This window comes from Arenibacter sp. F20364, assembly GCF_023015905.1.
In the GTDB taxonomy this organism is placed as follows: domain Bacteria; phylum Bacteroidota; class Bacteroidia; order Flavobacteriales; family Flavobacteriaceae; genus Arenibacter.
This window is the reverse complement of record NZ_JALKBD010000023.1, coordinates 23,136-47,985: the sequence shown is the minus strand read 5'-3', so window position 1 is coordinate 47,985 and position 24,850 is coordinate 23,136. Positions and strand designations below refer to the sequence as shown.

At 40.1% G+C, this 24,850-nt stretch carries 12 protein-coding genes; 6 read left to right on the top strand and 6 right to left on the bottom strand.

Features of this window, described 5'->3' with window-relative positions; all coding sequences use genetic code 11:
* Positions 1–41: 41 nt before the first annotated feature.
* On the top strand, positions 42–2,426 hold the full coding sequence (locus MWU84_RS17150; protein ID WP_246904034.1) for a PDZ domain-containing protein: 2,385 nt from the start codon (positions 42–44) through the stop codon (positions 2,424–2,426).
* Between the two features lie 769 nt (positions 2,427–3,195).
* Here the strand turns inward: MWU84_RS17150 and MWU84_RS17145 are convergent.
* Both MWU84_RS17145 and MWU84_RS17140 read right to left on the bottom strand, forming a co-directional pair.
* Entirely contained in the window at positions 3,196–3,606 is a 411-nt protein-coding gene (locus MWU84_RS17145; RefSeq protein WP_246904032.1) for a hypothetical protein, read from the bottom strand.
* The gene (locus tag MWU84_RS17140) at positions 3,606–4,283 is read right to left on the bottom strand and encodes a DUF433 domain-containing protein (RefSeq protein ID WP_246904030.1); all 678 of its coding nucleotides are present in this window, start codon (positions 4,281–4,283) and stop codon (positions 3,606–3,608) included. The genes MWU84_RS17145 and MWU84_RS17140 overlap by 1 nt, the downstream gene beginning before the upstream one ends.
* A gap of 945 nt (positions 4,284–5,228) precedes the next feature.
* Here MWU84_RS17140 and MWU84_RS17135 point away from each other — a divergent pair.
* The 5 genes from MWU84_RS17135 to MWU84_RS17115 all read left to right on the top strand — a co-directional run bounded on the left by MWU84_RS17135 (position 5,229) and on the right by MWU84_RS17115 (position 15,165).
* Positions 5,229–9,140 carry a two-component regulator propeller domain-containing protein gene (locus MWU84_RS17135; RefSeq protein ID WP_246904017.1) on the top strand — a complete coding sequence of 1,304 codons (3,912 nt, stop codon included), beginning with the start codon at positions 5,229–5,231 and terminating at the stop codon, positions 9,138–9,140.
* Positions 9,141–9,266: 126 nt separating this feature from the next.
* Entirely contained in the window at positions 9,267–11,570 is a 2,304-nt protein-coding gene (locus MWU84_RS17130; protein ID WP_246904015.1) for a PSD1 and planctomycete cytochrome C domain-containing protein, read from the top strand.
* Between the two features lie 24 nt (positions 11,571–11,594).
* Entirely contained in the window at positions 11,595–13,049 is a 1,455-nt protein-coding gene (locus MWU84_RS17125; protein ID WP_246904013.1) for a DUF1501 domain-containing protein, read from the top strand.
* A gap of 4 nt (positions 13,050–13,053) precedes the next feature.
* Positions 13,054–14,559: a c-type cytochrome domain-containing protein gene (locus MWU84_RS17120; protein ID WP_246904011.1), complete on the top strand. Its 1,506-nt coding sequence runs from the start codon at positions 13,054–13,056 to the stop codon at positions 14,557–14,559.
* A 6-nt stretch (positions 14,560–14,565) separates the two neighbouring features.
* Positions 14,566–15,165, top strand: a complete 600-nt coding sequence (locus MWU84_RS17115; protein WP_246904009.1) for an FN3 associated domain-containing protein — start codon at positions 14,566–14,568, stop codon at positions 15,163–15,165.
* A gap of 297 nt (positions 15,166–15,462) precedes the next feature.
* On the opposite strand, the gene MWU84_RS17110 is transcribed toward MWU84_RS17115, so the two are convergent.
* The 4 genes from MWU84_RS17110 to MWU84_RS17095 all read right to left on the bottom strand — a co-directional run bounded on the left by MWU84_RS17110 (position 15,463) and on the right by MWU84_RS17095 (position 24,411).
* The gene (locus tag MWU84_RS17110; protein ID WP_246904007.1) at positions 15,463–17,850 is read right to left on the bottom strand and encodes a glycoside hydrolase N-terminal domain-containing protein; all 2,388 of its coding nucleotides are present in this window, start codon (positions 17,848–17,850) and stop codon (positions 15,463–15,465) included.
* Between the two features lie 198 nt (positions 17,851–18,048).
* Entirely contained in the window at positions 18,049–21,351 is a 3,303-nt protein-coding gene (locus tag MWU84_RS17105; RefSeq protein ID WP_246904005.1) for an amidohydrolase family protein, read from the bottom strand.
* 508 nt (positions 21,352–21,859) lie between these two features.
* Positions 21,860–22,528 carry a response regulator gene (locus tag MWU84_RS17100; protein ID WP_246904003.1) on the bottom strand — a complete coding sequence of 223 codons (669 nt, stop codon included), beginning with the start codon at positions 22,526–22,528 and terminating at the stop codon, positions 21,860–21,862.
* 8 nt (positions 22,529–22,536) lie between these two features.
* Entirely contained in the window at positions 22,537–24,411 is a 1,875-nt protein-coding gene (locus MWU84_RS17095) for a hypothetical protein (RefSeq protein ID WP_246904001.1), read from the bottom strand.
* Positions 24,412–24,850: the final 439 nt, after the last annotated feature.

The window sequence follows — 24,850 nt, the reverse complement described above, 5'->3', positions numbered from 1 at the left end:
AGCGACCCGACATGGAATTTTAACAAATAAAACTATTGTCAATGAAACAGTATTCTAAATCCAATTATTGGAAAAAATGGTCTCCTAAGCTTTTATTGATTTTTTTATTAATAAGCTGTGGCTCTAAGGAAAATACTATCAATCTTTATGTGGGAGAAGGAAATGGGGAATCCACAGAGGTAGTTTTCAAAGGTATCAACGAGGCCTTAATAATGGTAAATGAAATTCGCTCAAAGGATAAAATCAATCCAATAGTCATCAATATATCCGAAGGGAAATATTATTTAGACTCTACCTTGATCATTACGCCTAAACTTAGTAATCTTAGAATAATTGGTGAAGGTTCCGATTTGGTTACTATAAAGGGTTCAAAACAGCTACAACCTGATTGGAAAAAATATAATGACCACATTTGGGTCTCTCGAATTCCGGACAATACTGACTTTGACCAGTTGTTTGTAAACGGTATTGGACAACATTTGGCGCGCTATCCGAATTATGACGAAAGTGCAGGCCATTGGCAAGGGCATGCTGCTGATGCCATTTCCCTAGAGCGGGTTAAATCATGGGCTCAACCTATTGGAGCTATTGTTCATGCCATGCACGCAGGTGAATGGGGTGGATTTCATTACACCATATCAGGGATTAACGAAAAAGGAGAACCAGTATTATCAGGAGGACATCAAAACAATAGACCATCAGCTGGAATGCACGAAAAACTTAGGATGGTGGAAAATGTATTTGAAGAGCTAGACAGCCCAGGTGAATGGTATTATGATAAGGATTCAAGTAAATTATACTATTGGCCACAAACCGGGATTGATATTCAAAATTCCATATTCGAGGCGGTGAATTTAAAGCATTTGGTTCAAATTAAAGGTTCTGAAAAATTACCAGTAAAAGGTGTGTCAATAGAAGGAATTCAATTTGAGCATACCCAAAGAACAATCATGGAAAATTATGAACCCCTACTTAGAAGTGACTGGACCATTTACAGAGGGGGTGCGCTATTTATTGATGGAACAGAAAACGTTACCATTAAGGATTGTGAATTTTCAAATTTGGGCGGTAACGTTATTTTTGTCAGCAATTATAATAGAAGCGCAACAATTACTGGAAACCATATTCATGACTGTGGCGCTTCCGCTGTAAGTTTCGTAGGTAGTCCTAGTGCAGTGCGCTCCCCTTCATTTCAGTATGATGAGTTTGTTCCATTCAAAGAATTGGACACCACAAAAGGACCAACTAACAATTTGTACCCAAAAGCATGTATCGTAGACAATAATTTAATTTATAGAATAGGAAGATTGGAAAAGCAGACCGCCGGGGTGGAGATTTCAATGGCCATGGATATTACCGTGAGCAATAATAGTATTTATGAAGTTCCTAGAGCGGGTATAAATGTGAGCGAAGGTACCTGGGGAGGTCATGTTATAGAATATAATGATGTATTCAATACTGTATTGGAATCAGGGGATCATGGCTCATTCAATTCATGGGGGAGAGATCGCTTTTGGCATCCAGATCGTGAAACCATGGACCAAATTGCAGCAAAGAATCCAAACATGCCTTTATGGGACGCTATAAATACCACTATCATTAGAAATAACCGCTTTAGGTGTGACCATGGCTGGGATATTGACCTGGATGACGGTTCTACCAATTATAGAATTTACAATAATTTATGCTTAAATGGAGGCCTAAAACTGCGGGAAGGATTTCACAGAACTGTGGAAAACAATATCATTATTAATAATGGATTTCACCCCCACGTATGGTTTGAGAACAGTGATGATGTATTCCGTAAAAATATTGTCATGACGGACCATAAAGATATTAGACTTCAGGCCTGGGGCAAAGAGGTAGACTATAATCTATTTCCAGATGAAGAAACCCTTTTAAAAGCTCAAAAAAATAATACTGACTTACATAGTCTTTTCGGGAACCCCAATTTTATTGACCCAAGTTCTGGGGATTTTACTGTTTCTGAAAATTCCCCTGCTCTAAAATTAGGTTTTAAGAATTTTCCAATGGAAAGTTTTGGTGTAAAGAATCCGGCACTAAGGGCATTAACAAAGATTCCTGAGATTCCAGATTTATTGTTGGTTTCTGGCAATGAAAGGTCGAAAGCATTGACTATGGATTGGCTTGGAGGGAATCTCAAAAATATTGAAACTATGGCAGAAAGGTCAGCTTCGGGACTTAATAAGATAGCTGGAATTTTGATTACGGCAATTAAATCAGATAGCAAATTGGATCAATCGGAACTTCAAATAGGAGATGTTATTATAGGTGGTGAAGGTAAGGAGATAAATGAAATATTGGATTTAATGCAAATAATTCAGGAACACAATTGGAAGGGAAGTTTGAATTTGACTGTTTTTAGAAATCAGAAAAGTATTGACCTGAAAATTCGGATTAAATAGAAGTATAAAAAATGGAATTTTTCTCTTAAACTAAAGTTGATATGTAATAATCGACCATTGGATCTTCCAGTTTCAGGTGCCATACATTGTTAGGTAAAGGCGTTTATAAGATGAACCTAATATTTTCGGCCGTTATTAAAGAAATTTGAGTTCGTTAGTTTAGTTGGTAAAGGAACAATGGGAAACTATTGTTCCTTTTTTTATTTGCAACATCTATAGAATTATGTCTCCTAAAAGCATATTGTGTACAATACTAAATTTGTAATAAAAAACACCACCCCTGCACCACCCCCTCACCCTTCATTTAGATTATCTTTAAAATACATAACCACCTAGTAAGTAAGTATTAAATGGCTTTGTGTTATTTTTAAATCCTAGTTTAACCATAGCCCTTCAGTGGAATTCACCACAGGGGCACCACAGCTACACCATAAGATAACCCTCTTAAGGTGTGTGACTTTATTTATGACCTGACCTAAGTAATATAGAACCCTATGGTGTTTTACTTCACCCAAAGGTTTCATTACAGGGATCACTATGGTGTTTTACGTTTCACCCTATGGTGTTATATAGTGCGACAAAGAATCCTGTTATTCATATTAAAATATCATCTACACCCAATAAGATATAAATAGGCCCATAAAGGCCAACAATTCCACAATACCCCAAATTCGGCAATACTGATAAAATAAAATATTAATTTTAAGGTGCCAATAATTATCGGGATGGACAAGTGATTTTCATAGGATACGCTATTAAGTTTAGGGCTTCAGTTCAACTTTTCAAGGTTTCCTCGACTTCGGCATCTAAAGGCAAAAGGTCGGTTTAATTTTGTTTTATTTTTTATTTCAGGCCATCGTTTAATTAATTGCTCAACCATTTCCCAAAATGAATATCCATCAGAAGGTGGTTTGAAAAACACAACTCCTAAACCGTGTTTTTTATATAATTCATTTTGATGTCTTGTGGTATGAATTCTTAAATCTTGAGTTATAATGACAGCTTTTTGTTTTCCTGCAATTGGTATCCAATCTTCGTCTAAAGCTCCTTTCCCAAATTCTTGCTTTATTGAAAGAACTTCTACTTTATACTTTTCATTTTGATTTAAATGTTTTTGAAATACATCTAAACCGTTTGCTAATTGAGGTGCGAAATTTTCGTCAATGTAAATTTTTGTCATTAAGCAGCAGTTTTACAATATTCTATTGCATCATTTACTTGCTTTACGCTAATATCATATGAATATGCTATGAATTTTTTAGATTCTTTCTTTTTGTAAAGATTATATATTGTTTCAGGAAACAAATTGGTCCCTTGAATAGTTGGTTGTCCGAATTGATGTCTAGGGTCGACAATAACAGAATTTTTTTTACCTAAAGGATATAATCTCATGGCAAGACTATTGTTATCGAATTCCAATTTGTGCATAAAGCTTTTAATAAACTTTAAATTCAATTGTTTGGTTGAATCTAGGTCAATTATCTCATCGTTATTAATCTCAAAAACGATTTTTTTCCCAAAGCAGTTAATTCCGTCTAAAATTTCTGATTTAGCAAACGGAAATGGTGTTTCATATATTTGAGAAAGTTCTTTATGTGCTTGTAAAATACCATGCGTTGAAACTCCAGATTCTTTGAGTTGGTAGAATATATAAAATTCAACAAGAGTGTGAAAGCTTACAGCTTTACTCTTGCCAACAGTCCAAGAATATTTCTCGCTAAATTCTGCTGCAAATCTTTTATCCCAATATTCGTTTAAAAGGCGCTGAACTTTATGGTACTCCAAATTCAAAATACGAGCTAAATCTGGCAGCGTATAAATTCCAGTACCTATTTCAGCTTTATTTTCGAATTTCATTCCGTTTATTACTTATGTTCAAATGTAGCAATATGTTTTTTGTGTGCTTACAGCTTACAATGGGATATATATAGACAATAACTATATTTCTATTTTAAGAATCATTAAATACTAGACTGTACCTGAATACATTTAGTATCTTATAATTCTTATAAATCCAATTATATTTTTGTGGGTGTAAAGAGGGGGGTACTACAACCAAGTATTGACTTCTAACCTTCTAAGGTAGTAATTATTGGTTTTAGTATTTGCTAAATCGATAAAAATTGGATTATATCCGTTGAATGGTATTTTTTTATGATCAAGAAGTTGCCTTCCCCATTAAAAAAGGAAAAGGATAAATATATTAAATCATTTTATGGATTTATATTTTGCGTGGCATTAATGATTTTATTACCTGTGGTGTACAGGTGCACCCTAGCGTCACCACAATGGCGATATTAGATAATATCAAGTAAATCAGTAATTTATAGTTTTTCTCAATATTTAAACCATAGTTTAACCACAAGGGCGCCACACCACCTATCACCATAGGGTACAGTTTCACACTGTATAAGTTTATACTCTTGTTTCTATTTTTTTTTGAAGACATTCGCCAATAAATACTCTACTGCATCCTAATCTTGGAAAATGCCGATCTTAATTTACCAATGCCGGGTTTTCATTGATTTCCGCCTGCAAATTATAAAGACTGCTAAGACTTTACCCCAAAAAAGACCTTCCTTTTTGTTTTTTGAAATCGAAAAGTAAGAATAACACAGCTTCCATTTTAGTGCCCAGTTTTTCTGTCAATATTTTAATATAATTTTTATCTTCCGCTTTGCAATTTTCCCCGAGTATATAAGATTATATATAGGAACATAGCCGAAAGTAATAAAACGCGATTTTTCGAGTGAGTTCATCAATGATTCAAAATTCGTATTGAATTGTTTCTATTTTTATAAAATGTTTAAAAAACAACCTTATTATCATTTGGTCTTTTTCTGTTTTTGGTTCTGCGGAACAGTTTTATCTGTTGCTCAAGAACCAACAACGACCTATGAGATAACACGATTTAAACTACCAATAGAAACCAATGCCACCGATATTTTGGAAGATGGATATGGCTTTGTATGGATTGCCACGACCAATGGTTTGTGGAGATACGATGGGGGGAACTTTAAGAATTACATAAAAAATGAAAATGAAGCAACCAGTATCACCGATAATCATATTTCTTGCTTGTACGAAGACACTGAGGGTACACTGTGGGTTGGGACTTATGGAGGTGGCTTATTAAAGTACAACCGTGAATATGACCGCTTTCAAAGATTTGTCCATAATGCAACAGATCCGGAAAGTTTAAGTTTTAATGAGGTTAGGGTCATTTTTGAAACTTCTGGAAAGGAATTTTATGTGGGTACGGATGGGGGTGGATTGAACCGAATGGATAGGGAAAAAGGGACCTTTAAAAATTATGCACATGAGGTAAATGATTCATTAAGTATTAGTCACAACAATGTACTTGCAATCGAGGAAGGGCCAACAGACGTACTTTATGTAGGGACTTGGATCGGATTGAACATTTTTGACCCCAAGACGGAAAAGTTCAAAAGGTTGTCCCAAGATTCAGAGGGTGCCGCACATTATTATCCAAATTTAGAGTTCTTTGAAGAATTGATCCTATCCAATACAAAGCTTTATACTTTGGATAATTCCAATGACTTTCACAGCTTAAATTTTTTATTTGAAAGGGCCAATTATATAAAAAAGGATTATGGCGGACATTGTTGGTTGCTGGAAAAGGATCAGATTGCCCTGGTGGATTCGTATTTTGAATTAAAGGAACATATCTCCTTGAATGATAGATTTGTAGATAATGGATTTAACCTTGTAAAGGTATTCCATAACGAGCTGACAAATGAGTCTTGGGTTTTGGATCAGAACGGGAATTTTTTTCTGGTAAAAAAATCTCCTGTAATATTCGATTCTTTTCTAGAACCTAGAACAGAGGTGAAAATTTTTAAGACCGAGGAGAATTATTGGGTTTTTGAAGAAGGGGAAATTAAGATAATCGACAAAAAAAATCACAAACTACTAAGGACTTTAAAAGGGTTTATTAATCGGACCCATATAACCTCATTTAATGGCCAAAATGTTTGGGTTGTGGACAGGGATGATATATATAAGTTTACCCCATCTGGTGAGCTATTGCAAAAGTATCCCCGTAAACCTGGCGAATTGTTTGATGCACTGGAAAGCTCGGAAGGGTATATATGGACAGGGGAAGTATTGGGCGCAAGGGTTTTTGATCCCAAAACCGATACCACTACCTATTTTGATTGTGACCCCAATAAACCTGAAGGAATAGGCTATTTTCATAGGGGTAATATCGTTTTTGAGGATTCGGAAGGACAGTTATGGATCGGTACCGATGGAGACGGCCTTAAAAAATACCTGCCTGAAACGCAGGAATTTTCACATTACCGCCATGAAATTGGAAATACGCAGACGATCAACAATAATTTTATAAACGCAATTTTTGAAGATGATGTTCATGTTCTTTGGGTGGGGACCAATTCTGGTTTATGTAGTTTTAACCGGGAAACCAATGTTTTCACGCAGCTTAACCATGATATTATAAAGGACAAGATCATAAACTCCATTCAACAAGATATGGATGGCAATTTATGGGTAGGCACCCCTAACGGTTTAATAAAATTCAATTACACCGAAAATGAGATTAGAATACTAAATAGTCAGGATGGATTAATATCCCACAAAATTGGCCTATCCAGTACCATGCTGGATAATGGCCATTTAGTTTTTGCCACTAACAAAGGTTTAATGGTTTTTGACCCCAAAAAGGTGGAACCCAATAAAAATGTGCCAGCGGTTTATATAGCCAAGCTTTGGGTAAATAATGAAATTGTGCAACCCAATAGTTCCTATATAAAGCGAAGTATAGAAGTTGAAGATAATCTGTATTTGGAGTATACGGATAAAAAAATTGAATTGGAGTTTCAGGCCATCCAATATGTAAATACCCAAAGATGTCAGTACTCCTATAAATTGGAAGGTTTTGATACCTCTTGGACCATTGCCAATGGAACAAAGGCAACATATACAAATTTACCCTCCGGGAATTATAAATTTCTTCTGAAAGCAAGTAATGAAGATGGGATTTGGAACACCAAAATTACCCATTTGAATATAGTGGTTACACCTCCGTTCTGGGAGCTATTGTGGGTTCAATTTATTTTTGTAAGCTTATTAATCCTTCTTCTGACGGTTGTCCTATGGGGAATAATTAAACGGGAAAGAATAAAGAATAAGTTCGCATTGGAAAAGGAAAGGGTATATCAATTTGAAGAATTGGCACAGATGAAATTGCGATTCTTTACCAATATATCCCATGAATTAAGAACCCCATTGACCTTGATAGCCTCTCCTCTGGATAAGTATACTAGGTATGGTGTGGCCCCAGACACCAAAATTTTGCGAATGATGCACAGAAATAGCAATCGTTTGTTGGAACTGGTAAATCAAATATTGGATTTTAGAAAACTGGAAAGTGATCAAAAGTTAAGGGTAAAGCTACAGAATGATTTATCTATATGTAACAACATTCACGACGCGTATGCCTATTGGTCAAAAGAGAAAGGAATCAAATTCAGTTGTAAGCAGCCGAATGCGGATTATGGGGTTTATTTTGATGCCGATGTCTTGGAAAAAATAATTTCCAATTTAATTTCCAATGCCTTTAAATTTACCCCTAAGAATGGCAAAATAGAGTTAAAGGCGGCTTATTCAGGTGTTGCTGTTGATTCACAGGCTAGGGTTTCAAATGGTTTATTGACTATAGAGGTGATAGACAACGGCATGGGCATTCCCAAAAAATATCAAGAAAAAGTTTTCGAAAGGTATTATCAGTTAGACGAAACTCCAAACAAGGGGTATAGCACAGGAATCGGTTTATCGTTGATATCAGAGCTGGTAAAACTTCATGGCGGAAATATCCAACTAAAGAGTGAAGAGGATAAAGGCTCTCATTTTACAGTTAGGATTCCGATAGGGTATAAGGACCATGGCATTGACGTAACCCAAACCTTGGAGTCGACCAAAAATAAGGAGGATGGACAAACGGTAGTGCTCATCATTGAGGATAATGAGGATATAAGAAGCTATTTGTGTTCGGAACTCGAAGATGATTATAAGATACTACAAGCGGAAAACGGTGAGCAAGGTTTTAAAATGGCAGTCGAAAACATACCTGATCTAATTATCAGTGACATCATGATGTCTAAGTTGGATGGTATTCAAGTAGCCAACCAGTTAAAGACCAACGAACTAACTTCCCATATACCTTTGATATTCTTGACGGCAAAAACAGGGTTGGAAAATGTGTTGAAGGGGTTGGAAACCGGAGCGGAAGATTATATCCAGAAACCTTTCAATTTATCCGAAATAAAACTAAAGATTCAAAACAGATTGGAGAGTAGAAGGCAGTTGGTTAAAAAATATCTAAAAGGATCTTTGGTTTCTGATTCACCTTCTACTATAGATAATTATTTAGTAAAGATCAATGATGTTATTGACCAGCAAATTGACAATACCGAGTTTTCAATCGACCTTTTATGCGAGGAATTGGCCATAGGGCGTTCGCAACTCTATAGAAAAATTCAGGCACTGACGGGTAAGACCATTATTGAGTATATCAATACCTATAAATTGTCAAAGGCGATGCAGCTGTTGAAAGAAGGACAATTGAGCATTAAAGAAATAGCCTTCAAAGTGGGATACAATGATAATCGTTATTTCAGCCGTATATTTAGAAAGGAGTTTGGGCGTCCGCCATCCTTTTTTTCCAAAAAATAGAAATAGGCAGCTCGGTACCCAAAAAATGCACCTTTTTGCACAATTAGTCTACATACAATGTGCACGCAGCAAGTATATTTACGCATGTTTTGTTTGTGCCATTACATTATTAAGCGCATTGTCCTTATGAAAAATAAAGTAATATACCTCTTTCTTCTGTGTACCGTATTTACCTCTTGCAAACAAAAAGGTGAATATGCAGCAATTCCATCGAAAAAAATTCCTGAGGTAGTGGATTATAATTTTGATGTCCGTCCCATACTATCCGATAAATGTTTTGCCTGTCATGGGCCAGATGTCAATAAAAGGGCCGAAGATTTGCGGTTGGACACTCCTGAAGGGGCCTTTAAGGCGCTCAAGGACAGAAAAAACGAATTCGCCATTGTTCCCAATAATTTGGAAAAGTCGGTCCTCTATCAAAAAATAACGGCAATGGACAGTACCGAGCTCATGCCTCCCTTAGATTCCAATTTAAAATTGTCTTCCTATGAAATCCAAATTTTAAAAAAGTGGATAGAGCAAGGGGCGGCCTATGAACCTCATTGGGCCTTTGTGGCCGTTGACAAACCCGAGCTGCCCAAGTTGGAAAATGAAGATTGGGTTAATAATGAAATCGATTATTTTGTGCTGCAAAAATTACAGGACGTAGGCCTGACTCCCAATCCCATGGCGGATAAAGAGCGACTCTTAAAAAGGGTTTCCTTGGATATAACTGGACTGCCTCCAACACCCGAAATGCAGAAAAAATTTATCCAGAATGATGCTGCCGATGCCTATGAAAAGGTTGTTGACGAGCTATTGGCCAGCGATCATTATGGTGAAAAGATGGCTAGCCACTGGTTGGATGTTGCCCGGTACGCCGATTCACACGGGTTTCAAAACGATCAGTTAAGAACGATGTGGCCTTGGCGGGATTGGGTGATTCACGCCTTTAATGAAAATTACAGCTATGAGAAATTTGTCACCTACCAATTGGCAGGCGATCTGGTTCCCCAGAAGAATATGGAGACAATTTTGGCTACAGGATTCAATAGAAACCATAAAATTAACCAGGAAGCTGGTATTATCGAAGAAGAATTTAGGGTCGAAAATGTAACCGATAGAACCAATACCTTTGGAAAGGCCTTTTTGGGATTGACCTTGGAATGTGCCAAATGTCACGACCATAAATATGATCCTATTTCACAAAAGGATTATTTCAGCACATTTGCATTTTTTGATAGAATGCCCCCTAGGCAAAACAAGGGTGAAATATTGGCGGAGGCTCCTTTAATAACGATTAGCGATGAGGTTGTCCAGAAAGAACTTCCTTTCATTAATAAGAAGGAGGAAGAAGATGTTGACGTTATGGTCATTGAAGAAAGGCCTGATGTAAGAACCACACATGTACTAAATCGTGGTGTTTATGACGATGTTGGCGAAGAGGTAACGGCCCAAACCCCTGCATCGGTTTTGGCCTATGATGACAGTGCCTATGAGCGCAACCGCTTAGGTTTGACAAAGTGGTTGTTCGATGCCAAAAACCCTTTGACCAGTAGGGTATTTGTAAACCGAATGTGGCAAGAGATTTTTGGGGCAGGAATCGTAAGATCATCTGGCGATTTTGGCATGCAAGGGGATTTGCCAACCAATGTCCAACTTTTGAATTGGTTGTCGGCAGATTTTATGGAGAACGGCTGGGATATGAAACGCATGATCAAGAAAATTGTCATGTCTGCCACATATAAGCAATCATCGGTTATAAGTAAGGATAAACTGGCTATTGACCCAGAGAATAAATACCTGTCAAGAATGTCGCGCTTGCGATTTAATGCGGAAATGGTACGTGACCATGCCTTGGCTACCAGTGGGTTGCTAAATCCTGAAATAGGTGGGCGAAGTGTTAAAGTTTACCAACCGGACGGATTGTGGGAAGCTGCCAGTTCCGGGAGAGGGGTTTTGGCCAATTATGTACAGGACCACGGAAGTAATCTTTACAAAAGAGGTATATACATTTTTATAAAGCGTACCACCTTACCACCGGTACAGCTTACTTTTGATGCTGCTACACGTGATCAGTGCGAAGTACAAAGACAATCAACAATGACCCCTTTACAAGCTTTGATAACACTCAACGACCCTACGATTTTAGAGTCGGCAAGAGTGTTTTCCGAAAATTTAATGCAAGAGGAAAGTACGGTTGCCGAAAAAATTGAGAAAGCATTTGGCACAATAGTATGTAGGACTATCAAGCCCGAAGAAAAGGAAATGTTATTGGGCTACTACAATGAACAGGAATCCGCCTTTATGAAAGAGACGGAACAGGCTGAGGCATTTATAAATGTCGGGGAATTTCCGGCCTCTAAAGATAGGGATGTCGTAAAGGTAGCCGCCCTCATGCAAATTATACACACGATATATAACTTGGAGGAAACTATAGTTAAAAGTTAACCAACTTCTCAAAAAATAATACTAATGGAAAAGGAAATTTTTGAACACCATCTAAACACTAACCGTAGGCATTTTTTAGGTAAAATGGCACTGGGCTTTGGGGGTGTGGCTTTGGGGTCATTGTTAATGCCAGATTTGTTGTCCGGTAAACAAGCCGTCGAAGAACAATTGCCCTTGGGTTTAAAACATTTTGCCGCCAAGGCAAAGCGGATTATCCTCTTGGTTCAGAATGGCGCTCCTTCCCAATTGGAAAGTTTTGACTATAAGCCTAAGTTGAACGATATGTTCGGGCAAGACCTGCCTCCTTCTGTAAGAGGAGATCAAAAGTTGACAGGTATGACGGCTGGGCAGGAATCATTTCCCTTGGTAGGCTCAAAGTTTGGATTTAAGCAATATGGCAATTCAGGAACCTGGGTAAGTGATCTGTTTCCGAACATAGCCAAGATTACCGATGATATCTGCGTCATAAAAAGTATGCATACCGATGCCATTAATCACGATCCAGCCCTAACATTTATGCAAACGGGTGCACAGGTGGGCAACCGCCCCAGTATAGGGTCTTGGTTCAGCTACGGCCTTGGTAGTGAAAATAAAAACTTACCTGCCTATTGCGTATTGCTGTCAAAAGGCAAGGGCAACGGACAAGGTGTTTATTCTAAACTGTGGTCGAACGGCTTTTTGGACAGTTCCCATCAAGGAGTTCAATTAAGTGCCAGTGAGGATCCAATTTTGTATTTAAACAATCCTGATGGGATGGATAGAAAAACACGCCGTACCATGTTGGATAATTTGGCTTCCTTGAACCAACTGGGGTATGATGAGTTTGGAGACCCTGAAATTCCGGCAAAGATAAAACAGTATGAAATGGCTTTTCGAATGCAGACCGCGGTACCTGAAATCACCGACGTTTCTAAAGAACCGGACCATATCAAAAAAATGTATGGCCCGGATTGTATGGTACCGGGCACCTATGCCGCCAATTGTTTATTGGCTAGAAAGTTGTCGGAGTCTGGCGTACGTTTTGTACAATTGTACCACCAAGGTTGGGACCAGCATTCCAATTTGGTAGGGGAAATGCAAGGTCAGGCCAAAGATGTCGATATGGCTTCTGCAGCATTGATTACCGATTTAAAACAAAGGGGATTGTTAGACGAAACCTTGGTTATTTGGAGTGGGGAATTCGGGAGGACAAACTACTGCCAAGGAAAATTGACCAAGGATAATTACGGTCGGGACCATCATCCCCGGTGCTTCAGTATTTTTGTAGCCGGAGGCGGTGTAAAATCTGGCATCTCCTATGGTAAAACCGACGAATTGGGATATAATATTACCGAAAACCCGGTACACATTCATGATTTGCATGCCACCATTATGCATTTAATGGGCTTAGACCATGAGAAGTTGACCTATAAACACTTGGGCAGAAGGTTTCGTTTGACCGATGTACATGGCCATGTAGTAAATGATATTTTGGCATAAAAACATGAAAAAATCCGTTCCCTTTTTTTTGAACACACTGTTCTTTCTGCATATTTTTCTGGCCTTCTTAGTGGTTTTTGAAAGTTATTTGGAAATTCCTTTTTGGTTACAGCCGCTAGGCAGAATGCATCCGTTGCTGTTACATTTTCCCGTAGCCTTTATTGCGCTTATGGTACTGCTAAACCTGTTTAGAAAACAAATAGATCCCACTTCCTTTGAAAAGATCAACTATTTTCTATTACTTCTAACCTCCTTTACAACGGTACTGGCAACCATAATGGGCCTTTTGCTCTCGCTGGAAGGGTATGAGTCCGAACTCATGACCTTACATAAATGGATTGGAATAGGGATCAGTTTTACGGTCTATGCAATGGTTTTGACCTATCTACACAAAAAAGTGTTCCAAATCTTGTTGTACACCAGCTTTGTGGGGGTAGTTTTCGGAGGACATTTTGGGGCCGGGCTAACACATGGAAGTCATTTTTTAATGGAACCTATAACCCTTGCAGCCGTTAAAAAAATTGATGAAAATACGCCAATTTATACCGCCTATGTTGCACCTATTTTAGAAAGAAAATGCAGCAGTTGCCACAATCCACAGAAAAGCAAGGGGGAGTTGGACTTGACAAATGTTGAAGCCATAACTAGGGGCGGAGAGAACGGTGAGGTTTGGTTGGCGCACAATCCTGAAGAAAGTTTGTTGCTGCAACGTGTAGCATTGCCCTTGGAAGATGAAGAGCATATGCCGCCAGATGGTAAGGTGCAATTGACCGGTCGGGAAATTGAGCTGATAGAAAGCTGGATTGGCCATGGCGCGGATACTGAAATTTCGTACGCCCAATTGAACATGGAAGACAGTTTGAAGCAACTGGTAACTGAAAAATGGCTCAAAGGGGATAGTGGGAAAGAAGCATATACGTTCGATTTTGTGGACACCAAACTTATTGATGATCTAAATAACCCCTATAGGACGGTAGTTCAAAAATCCCCCACTTCGCCGGCTATTGAAGTAGCCATTTATGGCAGAAGTAGTTACCAGGCTGAATTTTTAACCGATTTGGCTAAAATAAAGGAGCAAGTGATATACCTAAATTTAGCCAATTTGCCTCTGGATGACAATAGCTTAAAATTTGTAGGGGAGCTTAAAAATTTAGAGCATTTAGTATTGAATTTTACAGAGGTAACCAATGAGGCTTTGGCCTCCCTTGTGGCCAACCCCAAACTACAAACCCTTTCTTTGGCAGGCACCTCGGTGGATATAGCCGGTTTAAAGTATTTAAAGGAGATTAAAAGTTTGAAGGAATTGTTCGTTTGGAATACCCAAATGACAGACGCCGATATTTCGCAATTGGCTAAGGAATTGCCAAGCGCAACCATAAATGAGGGGTATATTCCGGACCCGGAAGAAAAAATGAACCTGACACCACCTACCTTAATAGGAGAGAGGAATATAATTAATTCCGGAGACCGTATTTCCTTGGGGCATAAAATGAATGGAGTAAGTATTTGATATACCTTGGATGAAACCGAACCCAATGAAAAATCCGAAATTTATGAATCTGGAATTACTATGGATTTGCAGGGAGAAAGATCTAAAACAGTAAAGGCAATAGCTTACAAAGACAATTGGTTGCCAAGTGAAGTTTCCACGTTTGTTTTTTATGATAAGGGCCTTGTTCCCGACGGACTGGAAGTGGTGCATCCCGGAATTTTAAGTTCTTACACCGGGGAGGCAGCAAGAATATTGAACGACGATGCCAAATATGACGCCAATACCTATTATTATTCAAAATTTTATGCATCCTTCAATAGCAAACCGCTTATAGCCATTGCTGATTTTAGCACTTCAAATCCCAAAATCAAGGAAGTGGTGCTTAGTTGTGGCAATCGTAACGGCGCAAAGAAATCATCGGTGATGTACGTTGAGGTTTGGTCTTCCAATAATAAGGAAAATTGGACTTTATTAAAAAAGTTGAACCTGGCCAAGGTGGCTAATCCTGATAAACTCAATGAAATTTCTATTAAGTTTCCGGAGTCATCCGCGAAATACTTTAAAGTAGTAGGACAGCCCAATACGGAAAGTACTTTGAGGGTGAATCAGTTGTTTTTCTTTTAGTATTTCTGAAGGTATAAGACATTAAAAATGATCCTGTTTTATGCAAGGGGGCAAAGGAAATCCGGAAACGATTTTGCTCTAGGGATTAGTAATTAAGATAGGCTATTTTCGATTATTCGGTATTTCTGTCTTTTGGCAGGCCCACAGCCTAATGTTAGGCAAATGGGGTGTAAATAGCAATACGGAGTTCCACGAAGGTTGCTATCAGTCGCCCAGCGCTTAAATTTTTATAGAGTACCCAATAACCAATCAAAACTCCTTAAGAAAATGATTCAATTATTTCTAGGGCCTGACTTTCTATTTAAAATCGGCAGGGCTAAAGGATAATATTTGACCTTCTGCGGTTTCCTTCGAAATTACATGTCCGTTGTACCTTATGTTTAGATGCTGTCCTTCTAGGGATTTGACTTCCAAAGAAACCAATGCCCCGTTTTGCCATTCCAAGGCTATTTCAAAAGCGCCCCTACCCTTTATTCCCGAAATCTTTCCTGTTGAAAGTGCCGAGGGAAGTGCAGGCAGGATATCTTGAAAATAATGGCCGTTTTCATCCCTCAGATGCGATTGTAGCAACATCTCGGTAATCCCGGAGGTGGCCCCAAAATTTCCATCTATTTGGAACGGTGGATGGGAATCGAACAGATTAAGATACAAACCACCCTTGTCTTTCATATCTACGCCCTGTTCTATGGAAGGGACCATTAAATTTTTTAGTAATAAAAATGAATGGTCGCCATCCAAAAGTCTTGCCCAGAAATTAATTTTCCAGGCCCTGGACCAACCAGTACCACCATCGCCCCGATGGGAAAGGGTTACCTTGCTAGCCTCGGCCAAGTCAGGCGTTGTCAAGGGGTGAATCTCGGTTCCGGGATGCAGCCCCCATAAATGGGAAACGTGTCTGTGCTTGTTGGTGGGATCGTCTTGATCAATGAGCCACTCTTGCAATTGTCCGTGTTGGCCAATTAGATTTGGTGCGATCTTAGCGCGTTTTTCTTCTACTATTTTAATAAAATCGGCATCAAGGCCAAGTATTTCAGCAGCTTCAATGGTGTTGGCAAAAAGATTTCTTATAATCTGATGATCCATGGTCGTTGCCATGGCCAAGCCTCCATTCTCAGGGCTATTGGTGGGACCGCTGACCAACCATTCCGGATTATTGGGGTCGGGTACCAAGTAGCCTACAAAAAATCTTGATGCTTCTTTTAGAATGGGATAGGCTTTGTTTCTTAAATATTCAATGTCATTGGTATATTGATAATGCCACCACAAATGCTGACTTAACCAGGCCCCGCCAGTAGGCCAAATACCGTGATTTGCGTTATTGATCGGTGCGGCACCTCTCCAGAGATCGGTGTTGTGATGCACCACCCAGCCTTCTAGATCATAGTGTTCCTTGGCAATGTTACGGCCTGTTACGGATAGGTCCTCCAACATCTGGGTCAATGGTTCTGTCAATTCTGAAAGGTTCGTCATTTCGGCCAGCCAATAATTCATTTCCGTATTGATGTTGATGGTGTATTTACTATCCCACGGGGGGGACAGTTTGTCGTTCCAAATACCCTGTAAATTAGCGGGTTGAGTGCCGGCACGTGATGATGAAATAAGCAGGTATCGTCCATATTGATAAAGCAGTGAAACCAAATTTGGATCTTCATCCTGTTGAAAGGAAATCAATCTTTCGTCAGTAGGTCTATTTGAAATTTCCGATTCTCCCAAATCGAGCGCCACCCTGTTAAACAATTCCCCAAAATCCTGAATATGACTTTCTTTTATTCTTTCATAGGATTTGCCATTTAGGTTCTCTAGGTATTTTTCACATAGCTGGGAGGGAATTCCACTGATGTCCTGATAGTTGATAAAGCTGGTCGCCGCCACTAGGTACAAGGTAGCAGTTGTGGCATTTGCAACTTTGATCCTATTATTCTCCTTCATCAATTCCCCTCCATCGTGTACTATTTTAAGGCGCGCCTCAAAAGTGAGTTTGCTTTCTGGATAGGGTTTGTTTTGGTAATCCAATTCTTTTGGGTAGTTGTTGGCCTTCCCTTTTAGAATAATCTCGTTGCCCTCCACTGAAACCTCATACTTGGAATGGGGAGAATCCAAACCGATGTAAAAGTTCAATTCGCCCTCTTTGGAGGTCTCTAAATGTGTTACCAGGGCCTGATCTGGTTCGGAAGCAAAAAGCTCCCTTTTAAATTTCACCCCTTGCACTTCATAATTCACTGTTGAAATGGCATTTTCCAAATCCAGTTGCCTTTTGTAATTGGCTACCTCTTTGTGGTCTGGAAATTCCAGCAATATATTGCCAAAGGGTTGATAGCAGAACTGACCAAAGGGTTGGGACATAAAACGCTCATTGCCCAGTTGGTGGGCCTCTTCCTGTTGGCCCTCCCAAAGTAATTTTCTTAGCTCGTCCAATACTTCATGCGCTCCCTCATGCGCATAGTCATGGGGTTGTCCGGTCCAAAGGGATTCTTCATTAAACTGTATAATTTCTTTATCAACACCTCCATACACCATAGCGCCCAAACGGCCGTTTCCTAGCGGAAGGGCTTCGGTCCAATCCGTAGCCGGTCTATTGTACCATAGTGCCAGAGAGGGATCAAGAACCTTCTCGGTTTCGGAAGTATTGCAGGAAAATAGCGTTAGTACGCATAGTACAAGGAAGAATGGTTTTAGTACTTTCATCAATCTTTAAATGAATTGTTATTAATTGGAAAAAAGGCCACCACAAAATACGCAGTGTGCCGCACAACGGCAACTACACGGGCAGTTAATTTGTGGCTTGTTTTTTTTAATGTTGGTAGTTCCTGCTTATTTGTACACATGGTAAAGTTTCAGCCTCCCCAAGGACTAGCACTTGGGACGATAGGTCTTGATATTTTGTTAATGCCCAACCTCACAGGAACATCCCGTATGGGATTCCCCATGCCAGTCGAACCCGGGGGCATAGTCGTTCATTTCCCAATAAAAGGCACTTCTGGGCTTCTCATGATTCCCAATCTCATCCATGGTTTCCGTATCGTACAATCTTCCGTTGACCATGGTATATCTGACGGAGTTGGAATTTTGAATATCCTCCAAAGGATTTTTGTCCAAAACAATTAAATCTGCCAACATTCCTTCTTTTAAGGCACCGATCTGATCGTCCATTCCTAGGTAATTGGCCCCGTTTATGGTAGCTGCTTTTAAGGCTTCCATATTGGTCATGCCCCCTTGTGCCAACATCCAAAGTTCCCAATGTGCTCCAAGCCCCTGTATCTGGCCATGGGCGCCCAAATTAACCTTGACGCCAGCGTCCGCCAATTTCTTGCCACTTTTGGATACCAGAATATGGCCGTTTTCATATTCCTTCATGGGGGCCATGGTACGGTGCCTGGATCTGGCGTCTATGATGCCACGGGGGGTATATTTTAGGAGTTTTTCGTCTTCCCAAACATTGGTGGTCTGGTACCAAAAGTATTCGCCGTTCAACCCACCATAATTAACGATCAGGGTAGGGGTGTAACCTGTTTGGCTGGCGGCCCAAAGTTGCACCACGTCCTTGTGTAAATTGGCAACGGGGATATTGTGCTCAATTCCTGTATGTCCGTCCAAGATCATGGAGAGGTTGTGGAAAAAGGTAGATCCTCCTTCCGGCACTACTTCTATTTGTTGTTCATGGGAAGCTTTGATAATTTGCTGTCTTTGGTCGCGTCTTGGTTGGTTGTAACTCTTTACGGAAAAAGCGCCAAATGCCTTGGTCCTATTAATGGCCGAACGGGCGTCTTCCATATTGTTTACCGTGGCCTTAAAATCCCCGTCAGCGCCATAAAGGATTATCCCAGTTGAAAAAATTCTAGGTCCTACCATGTTCCCGGCACGTACCATTTCCGATTGCGAGAATACCATTTCGGTATTAGCGGATGGATCATGCGTTGAAGTGACCCCATAAGCCAGATTGGTATAATATTGCCAATGCTTTTGGGGACTGAGGCCGAATCTAAAATGACCTAGATGGGCGTGAACGTCAATTATTCCTGGCATAATGGTCTTGCCGCTGGCATCAATAATTTTGGTATCGGCAGGAATATTAAGGTCATCCTTGGAACCAATGCCGGTAATTTTGTTGTCGGTAATAAGAATAGTAGCATTTTCCAACACTTCATCTCCTTTCATGGTAATGATCCTAGCTCCGGTAAAGGCAGTGGAACCCTTTGGTTTGTCCGACTTCAGGCTGAGGTTAATTTTTATACCTAGGGTATCCATTTTTGGGATGGAGTCCGGAGCGCCTTCCAAAAAGAGAAATCTTTGGTTAATGGCACTACTAAAATAGCCTTCGCCCAAGGTCCAATTGAGTTTTTTGCTATCGGCGGACCAATGTAGGTTTATTCCGGCATCCTTTGCTACCTGTGCTACCGGAACATTGGTGGCTTTACCGTCCAATTCAATGGTGTTTCCGGTCATCGGCAGCGCCGCAATATAGACTTTGTATAAATTGGTAAAGGCTATCCAATTATCGTCCGGGCTCGGAATAATCCGTTGGGCATATTTGGATTTTACCAAATCCCTGGGCTCCTTGCCTGCGAGGTTTACCGACTTCAGGGTTTTGGTCAATGACCCAAAAAGATATCCCCCTGTTTGGTAGTAGATCCTACTGGCATCCTTATTAAAAGTAGGATACTCTCCTTCTTTTACCACCAATTTCTTATTGGATTGGAAGCCCGATTTTTTAGAATAATTCACCTCCATCAAATAGATCCCTGGTTCTTTTGTGTGTACAAAACCTTGATGGCTATTGCCTTCCTCTTCCCTGTAGAGAATTAGGTTGATGTCCTTGGGAGAAAATGTGGGTTCCCTATAAATGGCCTTTTCAGTGGTTAGTGGTACTGGTTTGTTTTTGGAGGAAGTTAAATCCAGCCGTTGGATAGTTCCCATATTTTCATCGTTCCAGGTCACATATACCAGATATTTACCGTCCTTGGAAAATGAGGGTTCAAATTCAAGATCGGTTCCTGAAGTGAGTCGGGCCGGGGTACCATTGGGGAGCGATTTTTTCCATAAATACCCGGCTGCATTGAAAATTAAAATTTTGCCGTCCGGAGAGGTTACCGCCTGGCGTATTGCCTTTGCGGTAAAGGTATCCGGGGCTGCATTGTTCTTAAATTTGAGAGCGTTCACTATCTTGTGTTCTGCCGTGGCTTCAAAGGGAATGTCGGTTACATTTAACGAATCAATATCAATTTTTTTGATTTTTCCTTCTGCCCAAATAATAATGAATTTATCGTCAGGAGTAAAATTGAATCCGGTATAGGGACCAAATATGGCCCAGGCCTCCTGCTGGTCTTTGCTTAGTTTATCGTAAATAGGCCATTCCTTTCCGGTTTTTAGGTCGTGTAGGTAGAGCACGGTTTTTTCCCTTACGCGTTTTACAAAGGCCATAATATTTCCTTTGTGTGAAATTACGGGGCGTATGGCTCCTCCGGGACCAGCTGTTATCCTTTCAATTTCACCATCTTCCAGGTTATAGCGACTAATGGCATAGATCTGACTATTGGGGTCCTTATTGTATTGAAAGGAGCCACCTGGATAAACATCTTCGCTATAGTATACATATTTGCCATCTGGGGAGGCCCAAGGTTCTCCAACATCCTGCTGGTCATTTTTCTTTTTGGTAAGCTGAATGCCCTTGCCTCCAGATCTGTGGTACATCCAAATTTCTCCCGCACCTAAGGAACGAGAGGAAGTAAAGTGTTTCCTGCAAAAAATATAGTTGCCATCCACGGACCATACGGCATTGTTTACCAGTCTAAAATCTTCCTTGGTAATTTGTTTGGCCTCACTGCCATCGATATTCATGATCCATATATTATCCCCTCCACCTGCGTCACTGGTGAAGCTAATATACTGTCCATCGGGGCTATATCTTGGCTGTACCTCAAAAGCATGCCCGCCACGTATCAGGGTAGCAGTCCCGCCTGTGATGGGCATGGTGTATATATCGCCCAGCATATCAAAAACAATTTGATTACCGTCCGGACTTACATCCAGACTCATCCAAGACCCTTCGTCTGTGGTGATGGGGACACTTTTGTATGCTAGTGCAGGCTTGGTCACATCCCATTTGTCTTTTTTGGTTTCATCCTTATCCTGTGCATAGGAGGGAAGACAGATCAATATTAAGAGGGTCCAAAGAATATTGTATTTCATAGGTATTGCCATGCTAAATTTTCAATAGTCACTTTAAAAAAAATAAAGATAGCACTTTGTATTAAATTGCCTTATAAAAGTGTTGGGCTGCCCATTGAGATGGAATTTGATAGCTTGAAATATGAATTCAAAATGAGGTTCACACAAAATGAAATCCTTCCCTTAGCTAGGGGAAGGTGGCTTCTACAGAGGAGAAGACGGAAGGGGTAGGAGCGTGTAGCCTGTCTGCACGGGGCAGGTTTGTACCAGAAGGGAGTATTATGCGGGCTAAGAAGTCAAGAGACTGTGCGTATCTGGGCGATTCGGTGTAGTTGGATAGGATTTATTAGTTTTCACTGAGGCTCGGGCCGTCAATCCCTTCCGTCTCATCCGCTGATAGCGTATGATCCACCTTCCCTTGGAAAAGGGAAGGAGCCTATTATTCGTATTGTTGAACAGATAGTTCCATTTCAACAATAGGGGACAAGAAAAAATAGATCCTGCCCCAAAGTAGGCCTGTCCCGCGAATTTAAATAAGCCCCATATTGGAAGCGATATAAACCAGGTGGGTTGTATTTGCGGCATCAAAGTAATCCTTTAATTTACTGATATTGGCCTCGACCGATCGGATACTATTTGGGGAAATGCCGTCTTCCTTGAGCAATATGCTAATTTCATTCTGTTTATATCCTATGGCCAATAGAGTGAGTAGTTTTTGATCATATTCGTTTAAGGCCAAGGTGTTTTTTTGTTGTAAGGCCTCTGTAGCAATAGGGCAGGTGTAGGTATTGTTATTGGCAATGGACTCAATACTGTTCTGAAGTTCCTTAAGTCCGTTCAATCCCTTACAGACATAACCATCAATTTTGTGATCCTCAAAAAGTGATTTTATGGTGCTTTGGTCGTCTTCCACCGAAAACACAAGTATTTTTATTGCCGGCGAGATTTCCTTGACGGCTGTGATAAGCTCTTGGCCATTTTGAAGCGATTTTTTGGTCCTGGGATTATCAAAGGAAAGGTCGGTTATCAAAAGGTCATAGGGTTGGCCATCCAGTAGGGCCTTCTTAACCTTTAAAAGAGCTTCGTCACAATACTGCGAATGTCCAATATGGGTATATCCCGCAGCCTGAAGCATGGTAATGACCCCCAGATTATTACTGTCTATGTCTTCAGCAACAAATATTTTTTCAAATTGCATATGTCTTTTTAAATAGCAAACGTTATGGTGGCGGTAACGCCTTCGTTTGGTGTTGCATCGAAATTAATACTTCCTTTTATACCCTTCATGCGGTTTTCCACATTCTTAAGTCCGTTGCCCATGTTATTCTCTTTTAGGGAAAATCCTACCCCATTGTCTACGTACTTTATGGTAACTTTTTTGTGACTCTTGGAGCAGCTAATGGCTACCATGGATGCATTACTATGTTTCTTCATGTTTACCAATAATTCCTGTACTACCCTATAGACTTCAATTTTGGCCTGAGGAGATATGTCATTCCAAAAATCGGGGGACAATTCTTTGGTTATCAGTTTGGTTTTGTTGGAGCTATAGGAATTCAGCAGGGCAAAAAATTCCTTGCCAAAGTGCTCCCCTGTATGGATAGCCGTATATTCTTTGGAAATATCCCGTACTCTTTTGTAGATACTGTCCAAACCTTCCAAAATTTGGAAGTCAGTTGCAGCAGCTATTTCCGAATTTTCTTTTTGAACCTGGGTCATGAGATAAAAAATATCATTGCCCAGTTCGTCGTGTAATTTTTTGGACAGGCGTAGCTCGGTCTTGTAGGCCATCTCCAACCGTTCCTTTTTTTTCTGCTGATTTTTATAAAAGACCACAAAAACAATGGAAATCACTAAAATAGCTGTGGCAGAAAAGGCCAGTATATTCTGCTTCTCCTTTATGGCGACTTGTGCCAATAGGGTAAGGTTCTCTTTCTCCAAAGTATCGTTGTCATATTTTGTGGCGGCGTATATGGCCCGTACGGCCTGCTTGGTTTTTTCGAGCTTATTTTGCGCTTGGGAATAAAGAATAGCCTCTTCGGAGACATCTTGGCCCAAGGCTTTTTTAAGGGGCAATATAAGATCCAAGGACTCCAAAATAGCCACCGAATTATTCAGCGTTATGGAATGGTCCAGGGCACTCTGAGCATATGCTAGGGCTTTGGGTTTGTGGTTCTCAAAATAATACTCCGCCAAATGAACGGTGCTGGAAATTAAGCCAGGTATAGTATTGTGTTCCTGCCGTATTTGAAGGGAGTTTAAAAGTAGGACTTCGCTTTCTGGATTGTCCGGGTTTTGCATCCATTTGTAATGCCCTATATTGCATATGGCCCTGGCATATTGAATTGGGTCGTTATCCTTGGTGTTTTGGGCAATACTATCCAAAATGCCAAAGCTTTTGGGGAATTTGCCCAATAAAGCCAGAATATTTGCCCTGGTAATTTTTAGTACGTACAGATTGGCCTCGGAGACATCGGAGTTGGGCCGTGTTTTTAGGAGGGTAAAAATTTTGTTGCTCCACCGCAGGGCATCGGTATAATGGCCCAATTCTTTCTGACATACCGAAATGGTCTGGTACAGTCCGCTGATCGATTCTATTTCTTCGGTGCCTTCCAGATATTTTAAACCTTCGGTGGCCGTTATCATGCCGCCGTTGTAATCCCCCAGGCTTTTTTGGATATTTGCCATGTCCATAAGTCGGTCCCCGGCACCAATGCTATCCTTTAATTTTAAATTTATGGCGTAGGATTTATCAAAATAGAAGTAGGCGGAATCCAATTGATCCATGTTCTTAAAGTAATAAGCCTGTCGCCAATGGGCATTGGTAATGTAGCTACTATCGGATAGCGTTTCTGCGGTTTTGAGTAATTTTTTGGAAAGTAGAATAGCATTTTGGTAGTCTTTCTTTTTGGCAAAATCACCAATCTTCTTTTTAAGCAGGGCCAAGGAATCTGTAGACCGTAGTACGGAATGGGAATAGGAGTTACTCTTGGACGTAGATGCATTTTCATTGGAAAAACCTGCCAGGCAACAGCTGTAGACAAGGATAAAAAAGAGGGGCAAAGTAAACTTAAAATTCATCGCTCCAAAATACAAAAAGCCTTCACATTATCGATTGGCTTTTTGGGAAATTCTACCTGTAAACCCTTTGCCAAATCTTATTGATGAAGTTTGGGCAGCTTTTTTTAAAGTAGTAAAGCTGGTATGATAGCACTTAGAATGGGTTGGCTCAAAATTTAGATTGTTACTCGATAATCGAGATAAAACTTGCCCGTCCCAGTTCGGGCGGGCCTGCCTTTGTCGGCAGACGGGCTTGCCCCAAGGTAGTTTACTTAAAGCCTATTGCCTTAAGGACTTGGCCAAGCCAATGAAGGCAATAACACCCTAGGCGAAATTTATAAAAATTAGGGTCCAAGCAGGATAATATGCCCTGTTGATATTGAACACTGCACAAGCTGCCATATTAAACCAGAGGTATTAAAGATCATCGGAACCCTATTTTTTAATGATTAGTTTATAA

Excerpts from the sequence above, each read along its gene's own strand:
- MWU84_RS17140 (WP_246904030.1), bottom strand. The coding sequence starts at position 4,283 with ATGAAATTCGAAAATAAAGCTGAAATAGGTACTGGAATTTATACGCTG.
- MWU84_RS17125 (WP_246904013.1), top strand. The coding sequence starts at position 11,595 with ATGGAAAAGGAAATTTTTGAACACCATCTAAACACTAACCGTAGGCAT.
- MWU84_RS17135 (WP_246904017.1), top strand. The coding sequence starts at position 5,229 with ATGTTTAAAAAACAACCTTATTATCATTTGGTCTTTTTCTGTTTTTGG.
- MWU84_RS17130 (WP_246904015.1), top strand. The coding sequence starts at position 9,267 with ATGAAAAATAAAGTAATATACCTCTTTCTTCTGTGTACCGTATTTACC.
- MWU84_RS17105 (WP_246904005.1), bottom strand. The coding sequence starts at position 21,351 with ATGAAATACAATATTCTTTGGACCCTCTTAATATTGATCTGTCTTCCC.
- MWU84_RS17100 (WP_246904003.1), bottom strand. The coding sequence starts at position 22,528 with ATGCAATTTGAAAAAATATTTGTTGCTGAAGACATAGACAGTAATAAT.
- MWU84_RS17120 (WP_246904011.1), top strand. The coding sequence starts at position 13,054 with ATGAAAAAATCCGTTCCCTTTTTTTTGAACACACTGTTCTTTCTGCAT.
- MWU84_RS17150 (WP_246904034.1), top strand. The coding sequence starts at position 42 with ATGAAACAGTATTCTAAATCCAATTATTGGAAAAAATGGTCTCCTAAG.
- MWU84_RS17095 (WP_246904001.1), bottom strand. The coding sequence starts at position 24,411 with ATGAATTTTAAGTTTACTTTGCCCCTCTTTTTTATCCTTGTCTACAGC.
- MWU84_RS17110 (WP_246904007.1), bottom strand. The coding sequence starts at position 17,850 with ATGAAAGTACTAAAACCATTCTTCCTTGTACTATGCGTACTAACGCTA.
- MWU84_RS17145 (WP_246904032.1), bottom strand. The coding sequence starts at position 3,606 with ATGACAAAAATTTACATTGACGAAAATTTCGCACCTCAATTAGCAAAC.